The sequence below is a fragment of the Peptoniphilus catoniae genome, from assembly GCF_901447155.2.
GTDB classification, from domain to species: domain Bacteria; phylum Bacillota; class Clostridia; order Tissierellales; family Peptoniphilaceae; genus Peptoniphilus_E; species Peptoniphilus_E catoniae.
This window is the reverse complement of record NZ_LR588414.1, coordinates 231,250-252,510: the sequence shown is the minus strand read 5'-3', so window position 1 is coordinate 252,510 and position 21,261 is coordinate 231,250. Positions and strand designations below refer to the sequence as shown.

The window sequence follows — 21,261 nt, the reverse complement described above, 5'->3', positions numbered from 1 at the left end:
TCTTTTATTTTCTATATTTTAAAGCTCTCATAGAGTTTAATACTGCAAGAAGTGTTACACCTACATCAGCAAATACTGCGCTCCACATACCTGCTATACCTAAAGATCCGAGAATTAAAAACAATACCTTTACTCCAAGGGCAAATCCTATATTTTGAAAAACTATTTTATTAGTCCTTTTAGATATTTGAATACCCTCATAGAGTTTTCCTATGTCATCAGTCATTAGAACTATATCCGCCGCTTCTATGGCACTATCTGATCCAAGTGCTCCCATGGCAACACCGATATCAGCCCCCGCAAGAACCGGAGCATCATTTACACCGTCGCCTACAAAAACTACATTACCGACATTAGATTTCTTTGCCTCTTCAAGTTTTGCAACCTTATCCTGAGGAAGAAGTCCACCAAAATAACTGTCAACCTCTATTCTTTCTGCAACCTCTTTAACATTTTCACTTTTATCTCCTGATAAAAGAGTAATTTTAATTCCAAATTTTTTAAGTTTTTTAATTACAGGTATTACATTTTCCTTTAAACTGTCATTAAGACTGATAGTTCCTATATACTTATCATTTTCAGCCAAATGAACATTAACACCATAAAAATTCTTTTTAGGAATTTCAATTCCTTCTCCTTCAAGAAGTCCTTTATTGCCTACAAAAATAGTGTTGCCATCTAAGTTGTACTTAATTCCCTTACCTTGGATTTCTTGGAAATCAGACAGGTTTCCCTTGAAGCCTTTAGACTCAGCATAGGCTACAATAGATCTTGCTATAGGATGAGTTGAATTTTTCTCACCAAGGTAAGCATATTTTAAAAATTTATCTTCATCTACTCCAACCGGTTCTACACTTACTACTTCAAAAACACCTTTTGTAATGGTTCCAGTTTTATCCATTAAAACATGATCAACCTTTGATAGTGATTCGAGATAATTTCCACCCTTAACAAAAATCCCTGATTTAGAAGCTGCACCTATACCTGCAAAAACCGTTAAAGGTACTGATATAACAAAGGCGCAAGGACAGGAAATAACAAGGAAGGTTAATGCCCTATAAATTCCTTGACTAATAGTTAAAAGATTAAAAGCCTGACTTATAATAACTATAGCAATTGCCGAAAAAACAACTATAGGTGTATAGATTTTTGCAAACTTAGTAATTATTTTTTCGGTTTTAGCTTTTCTTGAAGATGCATTTTCAACAAGATCAATAATTTTTGCAACTGTACTGTCTGAAAATTCTTTAGTTACCCTTAGCTCAACAAGAGAATTTTTATTAATATAACCTGAGCTTACTTCATCATTCTCTTTAACAAATACAGGAATAGATTCACCAGTTATGTTGGATGTATCCATTAAGCTTTCACCTGATACAACCACTCCGTCAAGAGGAACCTTTTCTCCCGGTTTAATAACTATTATATCTCCGACTTTTACATCATTTGGATCAACTTCTTTTACATCGTCACCGGACTTTAAATTGGCGTACTGTGCCTTTAAATCCAAAGCGTTTTTAATAGAAGTTCTTGAGTTCTCAAGTGCTAGATCTTCAAAAAATTCCCCTAAGGAATAAAACAACATTACAGCCACACCTTCAGCTGCTTGCCCAATAGCAATGGCTCCTATAGAAGCTAGAGACATTAAGAAATTTTCATCAAATATCTCTCCTTCTTTAATATTTTCAAAAGCCTCTATAAGAACTTCCTTTCCTATAACTAAGTAAGCTACTATTAAAATAGCAAATGATAGTTCTTTAGCCATTGGTACAAACTGAGAAACAATAAGTGCTAAAAATACAAGAGCCATTTTTATAATATCCGACTTCTTATCTTCAAACACTTCAGGTCTTGTAAAATCTTCATCTTTTTCTACAACCACATCCGGTTCGTACTTATCTACTATTTTCTTTACACTATTGTATAATTTATCAGAATCTAAATTTTCATCATACCAGACTGACAATTTTTCAGTTGCAATGTTAAATTCCGCAAGTTCAACATTATCCATGCTTTCTATTCCTGATATAATTTTTGCAGTACAGTTAGGACAAGTAAGCCCTCTCAAATAAATAATCTCATTAGATGCCATGGCTATTTTATGATTATGACCTACGTGCTTTAAGTGATCGGATATATTGTTTACTAAAGTTAAATCATCAACTTCCCCTGACCCTTCAACAGTTAGTACTGAGTCAAATACATTTAAACTCTTTAAACCTTTAATTTGATCTTTATGTTTCTTTAAATCATCAATACAAATCTGACAATCAAGTCCTTTTAATCCTATCATGGTTTCACCCCTTGTGTATAATATAAATTTAATATATGAATATATCTTCATATGAATGATTCTTCATACATTATACAACCATATTTTTCCTTGTCAACGCAATTAGATAAATTAATTGATAAAATTAAAAAAAATCTTCGATCTAGATAAGTCGAAGATTTTTTTATTTTATCAATACGGACTAGTTTTAATTTTATTTTTAATCGATTAAATATTTAGGATTATTAATTAACATTTCTTCTATACTTTTTTCGCTAAATTTTCCGTAATTGCTTAAAACCTCAACAAATTTTTGTATACCTATATCTGGGTAGTCATTTCCACTCTGTCCTAAATCTGTTGATATAATTGTATTCTTACATCCGACATATTTAATTTGTCGTATAATGTCTTCAAAAGTATTATTTTTTGTACATGCAGTGTAATAACACTGTTCTATATATGCACCACATCTCACCGCTTCCTTTAGCAATTCATCACTAAAATATGTCATCTTAAATGATGCATGAGTAATTATAATTTTATTGATTCCGACTTCCTTAGCCCTTCTCACTAGCTTTATTGATTCTAAAGGAGAAAGATGCCCAGTGGCTAAAGCAATATTATTTTCTTTTATTACTTCTAAAACAGAATCAGTTTTTTTAGAGATCTTACCATTTTCTAAAACAGTTAAGTATTCACCCGAACGTCCATTAGGCTTTCCAGCTCCATAAGGTCTTGGAGCTCCCGTTTCTTCAAGAAATTGTTTTTGATGCAAAGAATCTACTGTTGGAAACCACACAATTTTAGCTCCTAACATTGCTGCTTTTTCAACAGCGAAAGGATTAATTCCCCCAACTGCATTGTTCAAAGTAATCGATCCTATTACTTTGAACTGATCAACTAAGCTATTAACTAAGTTTGCTCTATATACCGATAAAAATTGATGCGCTTTTATAACAAACCCGTCCATTCCTATTTTTTTATATCTTTCAGCTAACTCAATATCATTCACTACCCTTTCTACAACATCAGGCCCTGAATGAACATGTAAATCATAACCACCTTTTATAGTCATAATATCCTCCTAACCTAAAATAGTATGCCATAGTATGATGCAAACTACTGAAACTATAGGAAACAATGTGCATGTAACAAACATGTGTATATAGGCTTCTTTATGAGTTTGGTGCGTTATATTTAACAAAGATACTTGTCCCCCAGTATGTGGCAATGAATCAAGCGTTCCACATGCAACTGTACTAATTCTGTGAACTATTTCAGGGGCGATACCCATTTTAGAATACATATCTCCAAAAGTTGTTAATGCAACTCCTATTCCTCCAGATGCAGAAGCTGCAGCTGCGGCTGATAAGGAAACCGTTACCGCAACAAATATTAATGGGGGAAGTGATAAATTACTTAAACCGTCTATCAAATTTGCAAAGGCATCCGTTTCTTTAATAACTCCAGCAAATCCTATAACCATGGAGGTATTCATTATTGTAATTGCAGAGTTTTTTGCTCCTTCGTTTAATTTTTCTAACCATTCAGAAGGATTGCTTCTTTTGAAAAAAAGTAACAATCCAGATAAAACCCCTGCTAAAAGTGCATACTCTATCTTAATTTTTAAGATATTAAACATAACTAATAATATTACAAGCGGCAAAAATGATGCAAAAATATTTGGTAGAAATTCGGAATTTAAACTAGTAGAATTTATAACGGTTTTTGTATGTTCATCATCCACAAATCCCATACTTTTATCTCTATATTTTTTTGTTTGCCACTCTAAGTAAACAAAGCACATTATATATAATAAAACTCCAGAAAATAAAAATCCCGGCAATGCATCCGACATAGGAGAGGTTCCCAAATACTTTGTAGGTAACACATTTGGAATAGAAGGAGCACCAGGCATCGACATTGCCCAGGTCCAACATCCTGCACTTATTGCTCCTGGTATAAGAGCTCTGGAAATATTATTATTTTTACATAAATAAAGTGATATTGGATAAACAGAAAAATATACTACAAACCCTATTACTCCTCCATACGCAAGTATTCCAGATATTGTCATTATCAAAGGTATGATATACTTACCTTTGGTAATCTTAGACAGATATAATGCTATCGCCTGTGCAGCTCCCGAAAGCTCCATAACACTTCCAAATAATGCTCCTAAAAAAAATATAAAGAAATTAGTCGAAATAAATGATGCTACACTTGGCATATATACATCCAACATAGTTTCTAAAACTGGTATGTTTCCAATTAAGCAAGTTATTACCGCAACAAATGGAGCCAATAAAATTGGATTCCATTTTTTGTATGCTAATAGACTAAAAATAACTATCATAATAGGTATTATTATTATCATATTATTCCTCCTTTAATCATTTAACCATAGGGCGCCTTCTTCTGACGGTCCCACTAATTTTCTATATTTTTTAAGTAATTTTGAAATTTCTTTTTCAGGTCTTTTTACTTCTTTTTTTCTTTTTTCAAGTTCTTCATCACTTAGCTCAACATCTATAGTTTTTTTATTAAGGTCTATATTAATATAGTCTCCATTTTTAATTAAAGCTATAGGTCCTCCGTCCCAGGCTTCAGGTGATATATGGCCAACGCATGGTCCTCTACTTGCTCCTGAAAATCTTCCGTCTGTTATCATTGCAACGGATTTGTGAAGTCCCATACCTACCAACATTGCTGCCGGTATTGACATTTCTCTCATTCCCGGACCACCTTTCGGCCCCTCATATCTTACTACTAAAACATCTCCCGGCTTTATTGAAGAATTTTTTAGAGATTCCATTACTTCTTCTTCAGAATCAAACACAACGGCCGGTCCTCTATGTACATACATTTCAGGATCTACTCCGCTTTTTTTAATTATTGATCCATTAGGTGCAAGGTTTCCGTATAAAACTGTAAAACAACCATCTTCTAAAAGTGCCTTGTCCTCTGAGAATATTCTTTCATTGTCAGGTGTAAAATTAAATCTTTCTAAAATTTCTCCAAGGCTTTGTCCCATTGCTATAGGCACATCTAAGTGTAAATGAGATTTAATTGAGTTTAAGGTAGCTAACACTCCTCCTGCCAAATGATAATCGTAAAGATTATATGATGAAGATGGTTTCCACTTGGCAATTAAAGGTACTCTTGATTGAATCTCATCAAATTTTTTAAGGTTGAAATCATAACCTGCCACTCTCGCTATAGCTACACAATGTAGTGCGGCATTTGTAGATCCACCTGTTGCTGAAATATGCATTATTCCGTTTTCTATACTTTCTTTTGTCATAAAGCTTCTTGCGGTAATTTTGTTTTTTACCAGCTCTATTATTCTTTCTCCTACATCACGAGCCTGTTTGTATTTTGCTGATGAGCAAAATAATTCAGTAGTGGAGTTAAAAGGACATAGACCCAGTACTTCAGCAAAGACTCCCATAGTGTTTGCAGTCCCGTACATTGAACAAGTACCACAAGAATGACAAATATTTTCTCTTAGCTTGCCAAAATCATCATCTGATATAGTCCCATTGTTCCATGCTCCTATCGACTCTTTTAAATCCGGAGTTACATAGCTTCTCTTTCCGTCGCTATATGGTACCATTGATCCTGCCGTAAGCATTAAAGAGGGAAGATCCAAGGAAGCAGCAGCCATAAGCATTCCCGGAACTATTTTGTCACAGGAACACAAAAATACTAAACCGTCAAAGCCGTGAGCCTTAACCATAGCTTCAATTGATGTTGCTATAAGATCTCTTTGCATAAGAACATAGTCCATGCCTCTTAGCTGTGCCATTCCGTCACATGGAGCTGGTACATTAAACTCAACAGGTGTACCTCCACCGCTCCATACTCCTTCTTTAACACTTGCAGCTAAATCTTTTAAGGGTTTATGACCCGGGTTTGCTTCGGTCCAAGAGTTTACTATTCCTATTACCGGCTTATTAAGATCCTTTTCCCTAAATCCCAGTGAGCTCATTAAACCGTAATAATATCCTTCGTAATTTTGTTCTTTGTTCATAGCTCCTCCTTTCTTTGTTATTTATATTTTATATTAATACTTTATCTGTATAAAACAGAAAAAGACAAGGTACTTGACAAGCTTTAACTTGTGATATATCTTTTTCTTGGTGATTAAATGGAAAAATCTTTGTTTTATTTTATTGAAGCTTCAAAGGAAATGAACTTTACTAAAACTGCCAAAAGGTGCTTTATAACTCAACAGGGTCTTAGCGACCATATTAAAAGACTTGAGGAAACTTATGACACCTGCCTTTTTGAAAGAAAACCCAAGCTTAAACTTACTAGACAAGGGGAACTTTTACTTGACTATGCTAAAAAAGTCCTGGTTATGGAAAAAGATCTAAATAAAAAAATTGAAGAGTATAATAAAAAAACAAGGGGAGAATTCAGCTTCGGCATTAACGCTTCAAGAGCCAGAATACTTTTACCTGAAACTCTAAGCAATTATATGGAAATCTACCCTAATATAAAGGTGTCTTCTGTTCTTGATGATACTGTAAAACATAGCGAAAGAATTATAAATGGAGAGCTTGATATGTTTTTAGGTGTCAATACTCCTGCTAATAAGCTTTTAAATATAAAAAAAGTATTCTTCGATAATATTTTTGTCGTATTATCTAAAAATACTTTAGAAAAAACTTTTGGAAATTCCGCAGATACTTATTTAAAAAATCCCCTCAAGAAAATTAATCTAAGGGATTTAAGTAAACTTAAATTTATTTTAAGCCTGGGTCAAAGTACAACTACATCAAGAGTAAATGAATTTTTTAATGAAAAATCCATAAACTTAAATAGCACAATATTTATAAGCGACTATGATACTCAATTTGATATATGCAGCAAAGAGTTTGCTGCGACTTTTTCGCCTACCCTTATTCTTTCAAGAGTAATTGAAAGAAACAAATGCTGCCTATCTGAAAAGGAAAAACTTTTAGCTTTTAGAATTTACGGTTTAGAGGACAGCTTAAGTATAGAATTTGTTAAGCATAAATACTTTAATCCACCTGAATATATTAATAAGTTTATAGAAATCCTTGAGTATGAAATAAAACAAACCTATATGGATATTGAAAATTATTTTTCAATAGAAAAAAATAAACCCTCTCATTGAGAGAGGGTTCTCTTTTTACATTGTAAATTTTCCGATTTTTAGGTATTCTCCTTCATCTTCCATAACTACTTCCCACTTGTTGTTAATGTTGTAGCTTTTTGCCATTTCTTCAAAGTACATCATAACTACTCCCATATCCACAAGAGATCTTTTATTTTCAAAATCTTCACTTGATTTTTTCATGTATAAAACTACATCGCTACCTGATATTACAAATCTCCAAGGTTGTAAATTTTTATGTGAAGGTGCATATCTTATTGAATATAAGATGTCTAAAAGTCCTCTTTCTTCCAAGTAATCAATAGTAACAGGGTTGGATAAGTCATCCTTATATACGATTTCATTTAGAGGATATCTAACACTAGCCTTTTCTATTTCAAAAAACTTCTTTTCCTTGCCTTGACCTATTGCTATAAGATATTTAAGACTTGAACCTATTTCTCCAAAAACATCCTTTCTTGTATTTTCATCTACTCTATCTATTGTAATCCAACAAGTATCATAACCTTCTTCAACTATCATGGTATTAATTTTTTCAATTATATAACCAATAGCAAGCATAGTTCTGTTGTCATCTTTATCTATTCCAAGACCTAAATAGTGAGGTGCATCAATCATAACACCTGAGTAGCCTGCTTTACCTTTGAGGGCCTTTTGGACAATTTCCCCATTCTCTACAATTATAAATTTTACGTCTCCAATCTCCTTTTCAAGTTCTTTGCAATGGGTTCTGATTTTTTCAAGTTCTTCCTTAGGAACACCTGCTGATTTAAAATTTCTAACTGACTTTCTTTTTTGTAAAAAATCCATCATTAACATGTATAGTTACCCTCCCAAGTAAATTTGTTTTCAAGATATACATATAGTGCTGAAAAAATAAAATAATGAACCGCCAAGCTGGAAGCTACTCCTATAATTATCCCGGCCAAAACATCGGTAGGATAGTGAACCGCCAAGTATATTCTTGATATAGCTACAAGTCCTGCCAGAATAAAAACTATAAGGGCAAGATTAGAGTAATTACATGCCACTATTGTGGCAACAGAAAAGCTTGCGGCTGAATGGCCCGACGGAAATGAATAGTCACTTAAATCTATTCCATATGTGTTTAAATTATCCAATATCCAGTAAGGTCTGTTTCTTAAAAAAATTCTTTTTAAAATTTGGACTATAGCGGATGTAAGCACTTGGCCTAGCAAAATTTCAAGTCCTAACTTTCTCGGCTGTCCTTTAATAAACAGAAGACTCAAGGTCAACAGACTTAAAAAAACCAAACCGCCCAAATGTGTTATATAATAAAACATAAAGTTAAAAAACTTATTATTCATCTTTCTATTTATAAGATTTATAAAAAAATTGTCAAATGACTTAAACGGATTCTTCATAAACACCTCGTTTCTATTATATAGTAATGTGTTCTTTAATTAAAGTATTTATTCCAAATAAATTTATTTCATTTGAAAAATTCTTCCCTTCAAATTAAACTCTTATTGGGAGGCAACTATGAATTTATCGAAACAACAACTTAAAGCCATAGATCATGATCAGGGTCCCGCTCTTATACTTGCAGTTCCGGGAGCCGGCAAGACTTCAATACTTCTTTATAGAACCTTAAAGCTTATTAAGTCAGGCACAGACCCTAAAAGAATACTTACAATTACCTTTTCCAAGGCTGCAAGCTTAGATATAAACAGAAGATTTCAACACATATATAAGGATAACTTTAATAAACCTGTTTTTTCAACAATTCATGCTCTTTGCTACGGAATAGTTTTAGATTATGCTCGCCTTAGAGGAAAAAAATATACTCTCATTGAATCCGGGAGTAGCTCTAAATTTAAAATAATCAGCGATATTTATTACTCCCTTAATAGAAAGTACCTATCTGAAGAAAATATTGAAGAAATTTTAAACAAAATATCTTACTTTAAAAATTCAATGAAAAATCCTCAAGATGAAAAGACAAATATACCCAATTTTATGCAAATATACTTAAATTACGAATACTATAAAAAATCCAAAGGTCTTATAGACTTTGATGATATGATTCTTCTTAGCCTTGAAATCTTAAAAAAAGAAAATTACATACTTAATAAAAAAAGATCAGCCTATGACTATTTACAACTTGACGAAGGACAGGACACATCCATAGCACAATTTGAAGTTATAAAGCTTCTTGCTTCTCCTAAAAACAATCTACTTATAGTTGCAGATGATGATCAATCAATTTACGGTTTCAGAGGGGCAAGTCCTGACTACCTTTTAAAGCTTAAAGAAATATATAAAAATTTAAAATTCTACTATCTTGAAAATAATTTCAGATCATCTAAGAATATAGTTAATACATCAAAATTATTTATAAAAAAGAATACAAATCGATTTAACAAAAAAATCTCCACTCTTAATGATTACATCGACCCGGTAAATATTGTTAAAGTTGAAAGAATAAGAGATCAATATAGATTTATCTACGAAAATATAAAAAAATATCCTGATAAAAGTCATGGAATTTTATACAGGAATAATCTAAGCAGTCTAGGTCTTATGGAGTACCTGGAAAGAAGAAATGTTGAATTTAATCTTAAGGGATCAGGAGTTAAAATCTTAAATCATTTTATAGTTAAAGATATTTTAGATATAATCAAATTTTCCAATAATACTACAGATATAGATACCTTTTCAAGAATATACTACAAGGTAAAGGGTTATATTTCAAAAGCTCATTTAAAATACCTTAAAAATAATTTAAGGGGAGATCTATTTATATCTTTGGTTAATTACCCAAACCTACCCAATTACTACAAGGAAAACATTTTAAAGCTTCGTAAGGATTTTAAAATTTTAAAAGCCTTAAATATATCAGACCAAATTAACTATGTGATTAATGAACTGGGTTATGATTTTTATTTAAGGGATATGTCAGAAAAGTTTGGATACAATTATGAAAGCTTAAAAGAGTTCTACATACACCTTAGCTACATAGCTAAGTCAGAAAGGACTTTGGATGATTTCATAGGTCGACTTAAATATTTAGACTATCTAATAAAAACAAAATCTTTTCAAGACTCAAATATAAGTCTTTCAACTATTCATTCAGCTAAGGGACTTGAATATGACTGTGTGTATGTTCTTGATATGGTAGAGGGTATTTTGCCTTCAATCTCAGACAATGTAGAAACCCTTGAAGAGGATAGAAGACTATTTTATGTCGCAATGACAAGAGCAAAAAATCACCTTTATTTACTCTATCCTAAAACCTTTAATTCAAAATCTGTAGCTATGAGCAGCTTTCTTGAAGAAATATCACAGGTTAAATAAACATCTGCAAGTATAGCAATTTGTTTATTCCAACATAGGCAATTCTTTTGATAGCTTTTTTTAAATAATTCTCTCTAATAAAAAATCCACGAAGGTTTCCCGTCGTGGATTTCAATTTCTTTTTATTTAGTGTAGCTATAGAATCCCTTGCCGGAAACAATACCCAACTCACCTTTATCGATTTTTTCGTCAATCATTTTGATTAGTCGACAGGTTATTGATTCGGGATCTTTTGCATCGGGTTTCATTTTTAATACATTACTTACAGTTTTTAGACCAATTACGTCCATCATTTGGAAGGGACCCACAGGTGCACCGGTTCCTATGCGCCAAGCATTGTCTATGGTTTCTGGATCTGCTATACCTCTCGCCCAAAGACTTTGTCCGGCATCTAGAAGAGGTACAAGCAATGAGTTTAAAACATAGCCAGGCTGCTCTTTATGAAGCTCAATAGGCACCATGTTTATCTCTTTTGCAAATTCAACCACTTCTTTATAAATTTCGGGATCTGTTCCTTCATGTCCCATACATTCCGCCGTGTTATGACTCCATATGGAATTGGCAAAGTGAAGTGCCATGTATTTTTCCGGACGACCTGTATATTGTGCAAAGGTGGAGGGCAATAGTGTAGAAGAGTTGGTACAAAGAATAGTCTTGTCCTCAAGAATTTCACTAATATTTTTGTAAAATTCGATTTTTTCTTCAGTATTTTCCGCCATGGCTTCAATGGCAATATCCGCATTCTTTAGAGCTTTTTCTTTATCTAACTCTAGATGCAGATTCTCTTTCATGTTTTTCTCGCCTTCTCTTATAAGCTCATCAATTTTTTCTACGGTAATACCCTTCCAATCGCTAATTAAAGCTTTAGGGTAAACGTAAGCTCCCAAGGGATTACCTACAAATTTCTTTGCTTCTTCCAAGGCGTCAAGAATGCTTTTGGTGTAGTATTGGATTTTCGGTTCAGTTCTACCGATAGAGCCTTCACTCCTTAACCAAATAGTAGTGTCATGACCGGTGTAAGCAGACATAAGGGCGATTTGCGTGCCAAGGACGCCTCCGCCTAAAAGTACAACTTTTTTAAATTTCATGCTTTCCTCCTTTATAGCTATAAAACAAATTACTTTCCTTTTAGCAAAAGTATATTAAGCCCTTCCGTTTAACTATTAATACCCAAAACTTTTTAATATATTCTTTTTTTATAGTTGTTTCATTATCAAACCCTCATTCCAAGGTACTTACTTTTATTTTTCAAATCTTCCCTACTCAACTGACTAAGGTCAAAAATAAAATAACCCGAGAAATTCTCGGGCCATTACAATTCTTTTTCAAAAGCTATACGCTTTCCACTTTTCCTTAAGTAAACTATTCCGCATTTTATAAAGCCACTTTTTAAAAGAAATTTTTGCATAGGAATATTGTCCTCGTGAGTGTCGATTCTTATGCTTTTAACAGAATCTTTAAGGGCAATTTTTTCAATTTCCTCTAAAAGATAGGAGGCCAGTCCTTTTTGTCTGTGTAGAGAACTTGTAACAAATCTATGGACTGCAAAATATTTTCCTGAAGAAATCCAACTACCCTCGTAAATTTTATCATAGTCCTTATCATAGTCTATAAGAAGAGCCGTAGCTACTACTTCCTTATTATCTTCTATAAGATAAATTTTTGAAATATCCTCAACCTTTGGAAGCTCATCATTTTGCCATTGATTGACACCAAGTCTCTCAAGGCTCTTTGATCCGTCAAGGTATAATGCATTAATTGAGTCTTTATCTTTTTCACTTGCTTTTCTAAATTTCATAGGCACCTTATATTATCAATATAAAAATTATTTTAACAAATATTTCTTATCAAGCTCCATTCTCATGGTGAAGTTAGGGTCAACTACCTGGCATACCTTTAAATTACCTGCAAGAGATAATAATATTCCCGATTCATTTAAAGTCAAATCAGTGTTTTTCATAATTAAATCTACCATATTATTTATTGCAAGATCACTTGCTTCCTCCATAGTAGGTCTTGACCCAAGAGTAATCCACTTATCATCAGCTTCTATAAGGGGAGTTTTATAATCAAAATCTTTTAAAACTTCGACCTTAACCCTTACCTCACCTGCTATTTCAAGTCCTGCTCCCATAATTTCTCCATCACCCATAGCTGCGTGTAAATCCCCTATTGCCAATAATGCCCCATCAACATTGACAGGCAGATAAAGAGATACGCCTTCTTTAATCATGGTGCAGTCCATATTTCCACCATGGTCATAAGGAACTCCTGTGGCTATAGGTTCATCCTTTGGTGCAGTTCCTATTACCCCTATCATTTTATTTAAAGGCAACCTTTTACCTTTAAATTCAGTTGTATTATCCTTTATGTTAAAAATCATTGTGGTTTCTGCTTTTACATCCTGTCCTATCCTTCCAAGACCTGGTGTAGCAACAGAGACTCCTTTATTCATAAGATCTATTTTTATAATATCAACCTTAAGCACATCTCCCGGCTTTGCATCCTCCACATATAAGGGTCCTGTCGCCGGATTAACTCTTGAAAAATCAATTCCGCTTACTAAGTCCTCTTCAGTTTTTATCGCATCAGTAAAGCAATCACAAGTTTCAAAAATTACCTCATCTCCACTTTTTGCCTTCATTGCCGGTTTATTATTTTTGTCCATGGCAAAGATTATATTTTCTTTTAATATTTTCAATAAAATCCCTCCTTTTCACAGTATAACATAATAAAGATTTTAAAGCCTTAAATAAAAAACAGCAGTCTTATATTTTATAAACTGCTGTTTCATTGTATTTTATAAATTAATTAAAGCCATCTATATGAATCAATTAGTACCGATTATAATTCAACTACATTAGCCTCATAACCAATGCTTTTTAAAAAGGTCATTAAATCTTCTGTATTTATAAATATAGTTTTTTCATTTGTATTAGGGTGAAAGCTCATTCTCTCTTCATCCATAATTTCTCTATCAAAATAAACTTTAATGTCTTTATCATAGTTATTTAAAAGACCAAATGGTGATACAACTCCTGCAGGTAATTTCATTTTTTCCATTAGGCTTTCTTCAGATGCCATTTTTATTTGTTTTTCTCCAACTATCTCCTTAAAAGAATCCATGTCAAGGCGTTTCTTATCATCCATAATAACAAGATAGAAATTTCTTTTTTTCCTATTTGTCAAAAACATAGTTTTTGTACGAACTCCTTCAATTCCTTCAATAAATTTATCAGCCTGCTCGGTAGTTAGAGCCGGTTCATGTTCCATTATCTGGACCCTTATTCCTAGTGCTTTAAGTTTATCTTCCACTATTTTGTATAAATCCATTGAAATCCCCTTTTTATATATTATCTACTTCACAAACAATTAATTTTATAATCACTTAAAGTATAACATAACAAAGTTTTTATTTTTCGTATATAAAAAAAATAAAACCTTGAAAAGTTGGTGTTTTCCAAGGTTCTTTGTTCCATAGTATAAATATTAACGTTTTGAGAATTGAGGAGCTTTTCTCGCTTTTTTCAAGCCGTATTTCTTTCTTTCCTTCATTCTCGGATCTCTTGTTAAAAATCCGGCTTTTTTAAGGATAGGTCTATGTTCAGCATCAGCTTCAATAAGGGCTCTTGCCAAACCATGTCTTATTGCTCCTGCTTGTCCTGTATATCCGCCACCCTTAACTTTTACTATAACATCATATTGATCTAATGTTTCAGTAAGTTCAAGTGGAGATTTAGCTACAGTTTTTAATGTATCATAATCAAAATATTCGTCTAAATCGATTCCGTTAACAAGAAATTTACCGTTTCCGGGTAGCAGTCTAACTTGTGCAACAGAAGTTTTTCTTCTTCCGGTTCCTCTATATTGTACTTTTTCCATTAACCTTACCTCCTCAATTAAAATTCGTAAACTTCAGGCTTTTGAGCTGCATGAGGATGTTCTTCCCCTGCATATACCTTAAGTTTAGTATACATCTGTCTGCCAAGTCTGCTTTTTGGAAGCATACCTTTTACGGCATACTCAATAACTCTTTCAGGATGTTTTTCTCTTAATTGAGAGTATACAATTTCTTTTCTACCGCCTGGATAACCGGTGTGCTTAACATGTAACTTTTGTTGCCATTTATTGCCGGTAAGTCTTACCTTATCTGCATTTATAACGATAACATAGTCACCTGTATCTACATGTGGGGTATAGATAGGCTTCTTTTTACCGCTTAAAATGTTGGCAACTTCACTTGCTAATCTACCTAGAACTTTATCCTCTGCATCTACTACATACCATTTTCTATCTACTTCATTGGCCTTAGCCATATAGCTTTTCATTTGGGTCTTATCCTCCTGTATTTAAAAGTTTTCCGGGGCTTTTTAAACACTTTAGCTATTTTAATATAGAACTGTCTCATTGTCAATAATATTTTTAAGTATTTTAGAGCTTTGTCAGGATTTTATAAAAAATAAAAAATCCCCGAAGCTTTTTCTTCGGGGAAAGATTTTAATTTATCTCAGCCTTAATAGCTTTTTCTTGTTTAATAAGTTCCGTAAGCTTTGGTATTATAGCATGGATGTTTCCAACTACTCCAAGATCTGCCACTCCGTAAATAGGTGCATCTTCAGCCTTATTTACAGCTATTATAAGATCTGACTCTTCCATTCCTGCCAAGTGTTGGATTGCTCCTGAAATTCCCATTGCAAAATAAACTTCAGGTCTTACTGTTTTACCTGTTTGACCTACTTGACGATCTTTAGGCATCCAGCCTGCGTCTACTGCAGCTCTTGATGCTGATACTTCCGCTTCAAGTTCTGCTGCAAGCTCTTCAAGTTCTTTAAAGTTTTCAGGTGCTCCGACTCCACGTCCTCCTGACACTAAAATGTCAGCTTCTGTAATATCTTTTTTCTTGTTTTCATGTTTTAAAATATCTATAATTTTAACAGTTTTATCTGCGTCGGTGAACTCAATTTTTTCATCTATTATTTCGCCGTCTTTTTTTTCTATCGTTACTGATTGCATTACTCCCGGCCTTACTGTTGCCATTTGCGGTCTAAAGTCTTCACAAAGGATAGTAGCCATTAAGTTTCCACCAAAGGCAGGTCTTGTCATTAGAAGATTTTTGGATTCCTCATCTATTTCAAGCTTAGTGCAGTCCGCTGTAAGACCTGTGTGTATTCTTGCCGCAAGTCTAGGTGCAAGATCTCTACCTATTGATGTTGCACCATAAAGTACAATTTCAGGATCATACTTTTTAATTATATAATCTATTGTTTTTGTGTAAGGTTCAGTTGTATATTCCTTTAGTAAAGGATCTTCAACTACTATAACCTTATCGGCACCATGTCTGAAAAGTATTTCAGCTTCGCTTCTTACTGATTCCCCAATAAGCATTCCAACTACTTCTTGTCCTAATGAATCTGCAAGCTTTCTGGCTATACCTAACAGCTCAATGCCTACCTTCTGAATTTTATTATCTCTTTGTTCTACAAATACATATACATCTTTTGACATTTCTCAAACTCCTTTAGATAATATATTTTTCTTGAAGTTTAGCTACAATTGCTTGAGCTGCTTCATCAGCAGTTAAATCTTTCAGTACTATGCCCTTGCCCTTTGCTTGTTTAGGGAAGGATTTTCTTACCTTTGTAGGTGATCCTTTAAGACCTATATTTGAAAGGTCTAAATGATCCTTAATGTCTTCAAGACCCCAAACTGTAATTTCTTTTTCAAACGCTTCGTAAACTCCGCTTACTGACATATATCTTGCTTCTGCAATTTCGCTAAGCACAGTAATTAGGCAAGGCATCTTTACTTCAAGTACATGATACCTGTCTTCAAATTGTCTTTTAACTCTTACCTTATCTCCATGAACTTCAATATCTTCTGCATAAGATATTTGAGGTACCCCTATGTGTTCTGCTATTTGAGGTCCTACTTGTGCAGTATCCCCGTCAATTGCTTGACGTCCTGCTATAATAAGATCATAGTCAAGTTTTTCAATGGCACCGGATATTGTACATGAAGTTGCCCAGGTGTCAGCTCCTCCAAATGCTCTGTCTGATAATAAAATAGCATCATCAGCGCCCATTGCCAAGGCTTCTCTTAAAGCTATTTCAGCCTGTGGAGGTCCCATACTAAGTACTGTAACTTTAACATTGTCAGGATCTTTATCTTTTATTCTAAGTGCCGCTTCAAGTCCAGCTTTATCATCTGGGTTAATAATACTTGGTACCCCTTTTCTAATAAGGGTGTTAGTTACGGGATCCAGCTTAACTTCATTAGTATCAGGCACTTGTTTTATACAAACAATTATATTCATCTAATACCTCCTACTTTACGCCCATCCATCTGGAAACTACCATTCTCATTACTTCGGAAGTTCCTTCATAGATTTCAGTAATTTTTGCGTCTCTCATCATTCTTTCGATAGGATAGTCTCTTGTATAGCCGTATCCTCCAAATAATTGTAAACAACGTCTTGTAACATCTGATGCATTTCCTGATGCAAATAATTTTGCCATAGCTGCAAGATGTCCAAATTCTTCTAAGTTGTCCTTAGCCCATGCTGCTCTATAAACTAATAATTGCGCTGCATCTGTTGCCGTTTTCATATTTGCAAGTTCAAACTGAGTATTTTGAAATTCAGAAAGTCTCTTTCCAAATTGTTTTCTCTCTTTAACATATTCTACAGTTTCATCAATAGCTCCCTCAGCAATACCAAGAGCTTGAGAAGCTATACCTATTCTACCTCTATCTAAAGTACCAAGAGCGATTTTAAAACCTTGTCCTTCTCTTCTAAGAAGATTTTCTTTAGGTATTCTGCAGTTTTCAAAAATAAGTTCGCAGGTAGATGATCCCCTAATACCCATCTTTTCTTCAGGCTCTCCTATTGAAAATCCTTCAGTACCTCTTTCTACTATAAACGCTGATATTCCGTGGTTACCTTTTGACTTGTCTGTCATGGCAAATACAATAAATATATCTGCAAATTCAGCATTAGTTATAAATACCTTTGTTCCATCTAATATATAATAGTCTCCGTCAAGCTTTGCAACAGTTTGTTGACCTGAAGCATCAGTTCCTGCATTAGGTTCTGTAAGGCCAAATGCGCCAAGTTTTTTACCACTTAATAAATCCGGCAAATACTTCATTTTTTGATCTTCATTTCCATTTTCATAAATTGTGCCGCTACATAATGAAGTATGTGCTGAAATTATTACAGCTGTTGTCGCACATTTTTTTGCCAATTCTTCAACTGCCATTGAGTAAGCCAAGTAGTCTCCACCTTGACCGCCATATTTCTTTGGAAAAGGTATTCCGAAAAATCCGTATCTTGCCAATTTTTCAAGATTTTCCCTTGGAAATTCTTCCGTACTATCGATATCTTTTGCAAATGGTTTTATTTCGTTTTCTGCAAAGGAACGATACATTTCTTGAAGAAGCTCATGCTCCTTATTAATAGTAAAATCCACGTAATAACCTCCCTCGAGTTACATCTATTTAATGTTATGTTAATTAAATAACAACTATCCACATTATAACACTTATTAATCTTTATTCAATAGCTTTATCAAAAAAACGTCAAATTTTTTAATCACTTAATTTTAACTGTCTAATATTGATTTTTCCCCGGTGATTTTTAATTTTATTATTTAATTGTCCTTATGAGATATTTATAAATCTATTTGTATCTTTAAAGCATTTTGTAAATTTATTCATTAATTAATTTATCTTTATGAAATTTTATTTAACCTTAATTAATAGACTATTAAGCATAAAAAAACTGATGCATTTACATCAGTTTAATCTTCATCACCATATCCATGAGCTATTCTTGCAGCAGCTGCTGCTGCTATAGCTGCAACTATATCATCTGCAAAGGTATTAACATTTTTAAGATCTCTCTTTCGCATATCTATTTCTTTTATTATGCCAACTTTCTTTTTATCTAGGTATCCGAAATTTGTAAGTCCTATAGTTCCATAAAGATTTACTATTCCAAGGGGAAGTATCTCATCAACTCCGTAAAGTCCGGCATCTTTTTTTATAATAGACTGAATCGGTTCAGGAAACTCTCCCTTCTCTACAGCCTTATCTATAGCAAGACCTGTTAACACAGCGTGCATTACTTCTCTTTTTTCAAGAACCTTGGTTACATTATCAATACACTCTTGCAAGGTTATTTTATCGTTATACTCTATTTGCAAATCGTAAACTATTTTTGCAATGTCTTCAATTTTTACATCTATAGACTCTAAAGCAGCTAATGTACTTTTATATAATTCATTTGTATTTTTCATAATTACCTCAATTCATTTCCTCTTGTTGTGCCATCTTCTGATATTGACCACATTCCAACCTTGGATTTTCTTGCTGTCTTTTCAACTTTTTTAAATATTTTTACATATTTTGTATTAGGCTCAAAGGTATAGGTTCTAGAAAGTCCCTCCTTTAGACTTAGAGCCGAAAAATTATAATCATAAGCATCTTTCATAGGATTCTTAGGTTCTTTTATCCAAATATATCTAAGCTTTCTACCGTATCGGTCCTCATCTTCTTTATCTTTTTCAAGATATACTTTTTTATTAAATAAGAGCTTTTGTGCAAACTCACAGGACTCAGTTCCATAAGCTTCTTTTTCACCAAGTTCAGGTGCATTTATTCCTATTATCCTTATTTTTTCTCCCTTATTAGTGTACACTGTATCTCCATCTACAACCTTTGTAATGGTTCTTATCTCCGTATTGGAGTCTGTTGATAAGAAGAACTCATTAAATACAAAGAAAGCTATTAAAAGTATTATAGGAAAATAATATTTTTTCATCTTCTTGCTCTCATTCTCTGAATTTTTCTTCTTCTGTTTATTTTTGCTCTGGCCTTTTTTATTGATATGCCATAAATTATTCCCGGAAGAAGGCTTGCAAATATAAGACTTAACAGATTATAGCCCAATCCTAAAATTTCAAATATAAAAATTCCGGGCATTAGAAATAAATCAAGGGGAAACTTCCAAATGCTTTCTGCTACCCCTGTTGAAAACATTCCTCTTCCTTCCATAATTATAGGCGGTATAAAAAATATTATTGAAACAAGAACTATAATATTTCCGGTTAAAAAGTCCAATCTTTTACTTGCTCTTTTACTCATTGCCTTGGCAAAATTATAATATAAAATTATTGGCAAAAGGGCAAGTAGCAGCTTAAAAATTACATTTCCATATATAAAGTTAGATATAGTTTTGTTTAAACCTATTAGAATATTTAACAAAAACATGATTAAAATAATAAATATGTGAAATATAAGTCCCCTAACATTATTTTTCATTTACTTCACCTATGGCTTCAAGTCCAGGAGATGTTAATACTTTTAAGTCAGGCATAAGAATTATGACCTCAGCATCGTATTCCTTGACTGTATCTAATATGCTTTGATAGTCCGACAAGTACATGGCTGTAGATAAATAATCCGCAACAAAGGAATCCTTTACTATAATTGAAACGGATCTATAGTCATTTGAAGGAGCAAGAGTTTCTTCATCTATTATATGTGGGTATCTTGCTCCCTTATAAATAAAAAATCTTCTATAATCTCCACTGGTTACTACTGACTTATCGTTTACATCTAAGACAGCCAGATATTCAGAGCCTCCTCTTTCAATTATATCATCAGGCATGGTTATAGCAATTTTAAAACTCTTTTTATCTGGTGGACTTCCTATTGTCCTTACATTGCCTCCTGCTGATATAACTCCTGCTTTAACTCCAAGCTCTTTTTCTGCATATTGGGCAAGCTTCTCCACCGCATAACCTTTTGCAACTGATCCTAAGTCTAAAGCCATCCCCTCTTTTTTTAAGTAGACGGATCTCTCTTTATCATTTAACTCAATATTATTCTCATCTATTAAAGGCCTTAAAGCTTCAAGGTCCTCTTTTTTAGGAAGCTCACTTCCCATAATATTTTTAACTTCTTCAGGAGTTTTACCATCTTGGTAAAGCTGTGAATACTCATTCCATAAATCTGTAACAGGTCCTATGGCTATATTAACCTTTTGAATATTGCTGTCAATTTCCAGGCTTCTTTTTATTAAATCATATAAATCTTCTTCAACTTTTACTCCGGTCTTACCTGCATTATCATTAATCGTTTTTAAATTGTTATTATCATAAGAATTAAATCTGTCATAAAGTCTATGATAGTAAAAAAATTTATCTTTTAGCTTATTAAGTTTTTCAGGAGCGGACTTATCGTCCTTGTCATATATACTTATGACTGTATAGGTGTCAAAGGCGTCAAAAAACGATATATCATAGGATTTTTCTTTAACCCTTGTCCCACAGGCTACAAGCAAAAATGAAAGTGCCAATATAGGCAACAATCTTTTCATAAAATCACCTTCTATATATTATCAAATAAACTTTGTAAATAAAATATTAAAATTTATATGTAATTTTAATATAAAATATGGTAATTGTCGATTTTTGTAGATTTTTACTTACTTCTAATGTATAATGTTTTAATGGTTAGAACC

At 33.0% G+C, this 21,261-nt stretch carries 21 protein-coding genes; 2 read left to right on the top strand and 19 right to left on the bottom strand.

Annotated elements, in window-relative coordinates:
* Positions 1 to 4: 4 nt before the first annotated feature.
* From PEPCATONIAE_RS03775 to ilvD, 4 genes are all read right to left on the bottom strand, one after another.
* Positions 5 to 2,293: a heavy metal translocating P-type ATPase gene (locus tag PEPCATONIAE_RS03775; protein ID WP_138159639.1), complete on the bottom strand. Its 2,289-nt coding sequence runs from the start codon at positions 2,291 to 2,293 to the stop codon at positions 5 to 7.
* Positions 2,294 to 2,492: 199 nt separating this feature from the next.
* Entirely contained in the window at positions 2,493 to 3,350 is an 858-nt protein-coding gene (locus PEPCATONIAE_RS03770) for a DUF6282 family protein (protein ID WP_138159638.1), read from the bottom strand.
* 9 nt (positions 3,351 to 3,359) lie between these two features.
* Positions 3,360 to 4,652 carry a GntP family permease gene (locus PEPCATONIAE_RS03765; RefSeq protein WP_138159637.1) on the bottom strand — a complete coding sequence of 431 codons (1,293 nt, stop codon included), beginning with the start codon at positions 4,650 to 4,652 and terminating at the stop codon, positions 3,360 to 3,362.
* Positions 4,653 to 4,664: 12 nt separating this feature from the next.
* Positions 4,665 to 6,308, bottom strand: a complete 1,644-nt coding sequence (ilvD, locus tag PEPCATONIAE_RS03760) for a dihydroxy-acid dehydratase (protein ID WP_138159636.1) — start codon at positions 6,306 to 6,308, stop codon at positions 4,665 to 4,667.
* 117 nt (positions 6,309 to 6,425) lie between these two features.
* Between ilvD and PEPCATONIAE_RS03755 the strand changes: the two genes are divergently transcribed.
* Complete coding sequence (locus tag PEPCATONIAE_RS03755; protein ID WP_138159635.1) at positions 6,426 to 7,421, top strand: LysR family transcriptional regulator; 996 nt, start codon at positions 6,426 to 6,428, stop codon at positions 7,419 to 7,421.
* Between the two features lie 15 nt (positions 7,422 to 7,436).
* On the opposite strand, the gene PEPCATONIAE_RS03750 is transcribed toward PEPCATONIAE_RS03755, so the two are convergent.
* Positions 7,437 to 8,240: a nitroreductase family protein gene (locus PEPCATONIAE_RS03750; protein ID WP_138159634.1), complete on the bottom strand. Its 804-nt coding sequence runs from the start codon at positions 8,238 to 8,240 to the stop codon at positions 7,437 to 7,439.
* On the bottom strand, positions 8,234 to 8,806 hold the full coding sequence (locus tag PEPCATONIAE_RS03745) for a phosphatase PAP2 family protein (protein ID WP_138159633.1): 573 nt from the start codon (positions 8,804 to 8,806) through the stop codon (positions 8,234 to 8,236). The genes PEPCATONIAE_RS03750 and PEPCATONIAE_RS03745 overlap by 7 nt, the downstream gene beginning before the upstream one ends.
* 118 nt (positions 8,807 to 8,924) lie before the next feature.
* Here PEPCATONIAE_RS03745 and PEPCATONIAE_RS03740 point away from each other — a divergent pair, with 118 nt between their 5' ends.
* Positions 8,925 to 10,739 carry an ATP-dependent helicase gene (locus PEPCATONIAE_RS03740; protein WP_138159632.1) on the top strand — a complete coding sequence of 605 codons (1,815 nt, stop codon included), beginning with the start codon at positions 8,925 to 8,927 and terminating at the stop codon, positions 10,737 to 10,739.
* Positions 10,740 to 10,861: 122 nt separating this feature from the next.
* On the opposite strand, the gene PEPCATONIAE_RS03735 is transcribed toward PEPCATONIAE_RS03740, so the two are convergent.
* The 13 genes from PEPCATONIAE_RS03735 to PEPCATONIAE_RS03675 form a co-directional block, all read right to left on the bottom strand.
* Complete coding sequence (locus PEPCATONIAE_RS03735; RefSeq protein WP_138159631.1) at positions 10,862 to 11,827, bottom strand: 3-hydroxyacyl-CoA dehydrogenase; 966 nt, start codon at positions 11,825 to 11,827, stop codon at positions 10,862 to 10,864.
* Positions 11,828 to 12,051: 224 nt separating this feature from the next.
* Positions 12,052 to 12,537: a GNAT family N-acetyltransferase gene (locus PEPCATONIAE_RS03730; RefSeq protein ID WP_138159630.1), complete on the bottom strand. Its 486-nt coding sequence runs from the start codon at positions 12,535 to 12,537 to the stop codon at positions 12,052 to 12,054.
* Positions 12,538 to 12,564: 27 nt separating this feature from the next.
* Positions 12,565 to 13,440 (bottom strand): acetamidase/formamidase family protein, encoded by an 876-nt coding sequence (locus tag PEPCATONIAE_RS03725; protein ID WP_218975508.1) that lies wholly within the window; start codon positions 13,438 to 13,440, stop codon positions 12,565 to 12,567.
* 143 nt (positions 13,441 to 13,583) lie between these two features.
* Complete coding sequence (locus tag PEPCATONIAE_RS03720) at positions 13,584 to 14,072, bottom strand: prolyl-tRNA synthetase associated domain-containing protein (RefSeq protein WP_138159629.1); 489 nt, start codon at positions 14,070 to 14,072, stop codon at positions 13,584 to 13,586.
* Between the two features lie 156 nt (positions 14,073 to 14,228).
* The gene (gene rpsI, locus PEPCATONIAE_RS03715) at positions 14,229 to 14,621 is read right to left on the bottom strand and encodes a 30S ribosomal protein S9 (RefSeq protein ID WP_138159628.1); all 393 of its coding nucleotides are present in this window, start codon (positions 14,619 to 14,621) and stop codon (positions 14,229 to 14,231) included.
* A gap of 17 nt (positions 14,622 to 14,638) precedes the next feature.
* Positions 14,639 to 15,067: a 50S ribosomal protein L13 gene (gene rplM, locus PEPCATONIAE_RS03710; RefSeq protein ID WP_138159627.1), complete on the bottom strand. Its 429-nt coding sequence runs from the start codon at positions 15,065 to 15,067 to the stop codon at positions 14,639 to 14,641.
* A gap of 169 nt (positions 15,068 to 15,236) precedes the next feature.
* Positions 15,237 to 16,244, bottom strand: coding sequence for an electron transfer flavoprotein subunit alpha/FixB family protein (locus tag PEPCATONIAE_RS03705; protein WP_138159626.1), 1,008 nt, complete (start codon positions 16,242 to 16,244; stop codon positions 15,237 to 15,239).
* A gap of 13 nt (positions 16,245 to 16,257) precedes the next feature.
* The gene (locus PEPCATONIAE_RS03700) at positions 16,258 to 17,052 is read right to left on the bottom strand and encodes an electron transfer flavoprotein subunit beta/FixA family protein (protein ID WP_138159625.1); all 795 of its coding nucleotides are present in this window, start codon (positions 17,050 to 17,052) and stop codon (positions 16,258 to 16,260) included.
* Positions 17,053 to 17,062: 10 nt separating this feature from the next.
* On the bottom strand, positions 17,063 to 18,205 hold the full coding sequence (locus PEPCATONIAE_RS03695; protein WP_138159624.1) for an acyl-CoA dehydrogenase: 1,143 nt from the start codon (positions 18,203 to 18,205) through the stop codon (positions 17,063 to 17,065).
* A gap of 330 nt (positions 18,206 to 18,535) precedes the next feature.
* Complete coding sequence (locus tag PEPCATONIAE_RS03690) at positions 18,536 to 19,033, bottom strand: phosphatidylglycerophosphatase A (RefSeq protein WP_138159623.1); 498 nt, start codon at positions 19,031 to 19,033, stop codon at positions 18,536 to 18,538.
* A 2-nt stretch (positions 19,034 to 19,035) separates the two neighbouring features.
* The gene (locus PEPCATONIAE_RS03685) at positions 19,036 to 19,557 is read right to left on the bottom strand and encodes a thermonuclease family protein (RefSeq protein ID WP_138159622.1); all 522 of its coding nucleotides are present in this window, start codon (positions 19,555 to 19,557) and stop codon (positions 19,036 to 19,038) included.
* On the bottom strand, positions 19,554 to 20,057 hold the full coding sequence (locus PEPCATONIAE_RS03680) for a hypothetical protein (protein ID WP_138159621.1): 504 nt from the start codon (positions 20,055 to 20,057) through the stop codon (positions 19,554 to 19,556). Before PEPCATONIAE_RS03680 ends, PEPCATONIAE_RS03685 begins: the two co-directional genes overlap by 4 nt.
* Entirely contained in the window at positions 20,047 to 21,117 is a 1,071-nt protein-coding gene (locus PEPCATONIAE_RS03675) for an FAD:protein FMN transferase (RefSeq protein WP_138159620.1), read from the bottom strand. The genes PEPCATONIAE_RS03680 and PEPCATONIAE_RS03675 overlap by 11 nt, the downstream gene beginning before the upstream one ends.
* Positions 21,118 to 21,261 lie beyond the last annotated feature (144 nt).